General features: G+C 32.9%; 2 protein-coding genes. Both read right to left on the bottom strand.

The annotated features are described in order from the left end of the window. Positions 1–341: 341 nt before the first annotated feature. Positions 342–1,370 (bottom strand): 3-oxoacyl-[acyl-carrier-protein] synthase III C-terminal domain-containing protein, encoded by a 1,029-nt coding sequence (locus tag AC3DU7_RS30510; RefSeq protein ID WP_488042987.1) that lies wholly within the window; start codon positions 1,368–1,370, stop codon positions 342–344. 381 nt (positions 1,371–1,751) lie between these two features. Further along, positions 1,752–2,739, bottom strand: a 988-nt coding sequence (locus tag AC3DU7_RS30505) for a tellurite resistance TerB family protein (RefSeq protein ID WP_488042986.1), incomplete at its 5' end; no start/stop codon positions are given.

Genomic DNA, 2,739 nt, shown 5'->3' with positions numbered 1-2,739 from the left:
TAGGGAAGAAATTGAAAAAGTTAAGGGAGTAGAGATTAGCTAGTTAACGATCTAACTAAGTACAAAAATTGGGATAATTTATTTTCTGCTATTCCCTAATAGACATCTCCAGAAAAGAGGGAACAGGGAACAGGGAACAGGGAACAGAGAACAGAAAAGAATAATTGATAATTTCTGGATAATAATTGATTTTATTTTTAATTTTTGGAGATGTCTAATTATCTTTTTATTTTGGGTTTAATTCCCCACCGTCTACACGGTGTTGACAATTAGTTGGAACGGAGTAGCCGGTCGTTGACTATCCCCATCTATTTTTTTCCTTCTTCCTTCTTCAATACAGTTTAATATTTAATCACAGTTGCTCCCCAAGAAAACCCAGCAGCGCTACTAGCTAAAACTACTAAATTACCAGGCTTTATTTTCTCTGATTCCATAGCTTTAGCTAAACAAAATAAAGTATCTGCTGCTCCCAAATGACCGCTGTCTTTTAAGGATATAAATGTATTTTTTTCGCTTAATTTCAGAGATTCAAAAATTGATGATAATAAACTTTTTTTGATTTGATTAGTAAATAAAAAATCTATTTCTCCTATGGAAAATCCACTTTTTTGCAATGCAGTTATTATGACTTTTTTATAATTTTTTAAATAAATTTCCGATAAAATTTCGTCTAATTTTTTAGGATCTTCTACTTGGACATAATTAAGTTCTAAGTCAAGATTTTCACCTTTTACAGGCAATTTAGTACCGCCCAAAGGTACTCGCACAAAATCAGCTAATTTCCCATCAGTCATGCCATGATAAGAGAGAATTTTGTTACTAGACTCTCCTTTTTTTAGCAGGGCTGCGACAGCACCATCAGCGAAAAAAAGTATCGAGTTTGTATTTTTATCCGAGTAATTAAGCAACTGGGATAATTTATCACTACAAATAACTAAAGCATAATTTAAGCTCGCATCTGCCAACAACATATTCCGGCAAATATGAATGCCTAAATTGCCACTGTTACAAAAATTTCTAACTTCAAAAGCATGAGCATTTTCAGCACCAATAATACCTTGTATTTTGGCTGCGGGAGACCAAAATCTGTAATCGTAATCTCCCACACCACAATAAGCAATTAAATCTATTTTTTCTGGTTGAATTTGGGCTTTATTTATAGCCGATATTGCTGCTTTAACTCCCATATCGCTAGGATGTTCGTCTTCAGCAGCAATTGATTTTTTTTCCATGCCTATTTTTTCTGTCAAAACCCATAGGGGAATATCTGCTAGTTTAGCGATCGCTTCACTCGTCATAACTCCTGAAGGAATATAATAACCAATTGTTGAAATACCAACTGTTTCATTATTTTTTTTATTTTCAATCATACAGCTTTTAGGGAACAGGGAACACCGGAGCTGGGAACAGATGGGAGTTTCAGTTTTTTTATCTACTTTTTGATTACCCGCAACTTATGCGCGGATTGCTATATTTCAAAATTATAGAGGGAGTAGGAAGTAAGGGAAAATAATTGATAGTTTCTGTGTGATAATTGATTTTATTTTTTATTATTGAAGATGTCTATTAGGCATCTCTTTTAAAGCTTTTTAATCACGCTTATTATTCGTCAAATTCTTTTTTATTCCATGGTATTATAGTCCAATAGGGTTCATAATAATACCAAATTACAGAACTGCAAAAAAAATCCCTTTTCCTTCTTCCTTCTTCCCTCTTCCTTCTTCCTTCTTCATAAAAATTGATTAATTTGCTTACTCTTCCTCAGAATTTATAGAATTTATTTCTGTAGGAAGAGTTAAAGTCGCAATGCTAAAAAGATTAAGACTGCGATAACCATCAGATATTACATCTGCATATTCTTTAGAATAAAAAGGACCGCTATTATAAGCAAACCCTTCTCCTACTTCATATTTTGTTAATTCTGGTAGTGAAGTAGTCACTACTTGAATTTGCCGTTCGTTTTGTGGCGCTACTATTACATGATATCTGGCAGCATTTGACTCTTGACTAATGTATTCAGAAAGTAAGCCATCTAATTCTCCCATAATTAGCTTTTCTTTTTCAGAAACTTCTTCATCAATATTCACCAGAGCATTGATAATATCTTTTAATTCTGATACTTGTTTCTGTGGTGGAGAAGTTGCTAAATAATCATTTACATCCTGACGTAAATTTATCAAATTTACAGAAGCATCTGCTATTCTATTTGTCGTTAAATTATCCCAGGAAAATTTAATATTCCAATGGTCAGCAAATGATTGAATAAACTCTTTTTCTCTGGGGTCAATTACTTCATCAATCATAGCTACCTGACTTAAAATATTGATAATTTTTTTAGCTCCCGAAGGTTTTAAAAATGACTTAGCTAAATCTCCAGCTTCTTTTCTTTCAAAATTAAGGGCTTCTTTGATTAAAGTCCAGAAGCCTTTCTTTCTTTCTCCTGGTACCCATAATGACATTCCTACAAGAATATAGAAAAATGCCAAACCATTAAATAATATGTTGTCTATAACACCTACATATTCTCCAGTGAAAAGAGAGTTAATTGCAAAAATAGTTCCAATAGTAAAAGAAAGTAGATTACCACTAACAGATTGACTTTCTGCAACTACACGCTCATGTTTTCGCTTCCAGACTGGATTCATTGTTAAGTAAACTTCTGCGAGAGAAAATCCTATGGATAAAAAAGCTAACACAGATATTATTTTCTGAAAAGTTTCCATGATACTGCTCCAAAAT

The sequence above is a fragment of the Okeania sp. genome, assembly GCF_983059655.1.
Note: the sequence above shows the minus strand (reverse complement) of the source record. Positions and strands in the feature narration are given on the sequence as shown.

Bases quoted from the DNA above. Each gene is read 5' to 3' on its own strand.
- AC3DU7_RS30510 (WP_488042987.1), bottom strand. From the start codon at position 1,370: ATGATTGAAAATAAAAAAAATAATGAAACAGTTGGTATTTCAACAATT.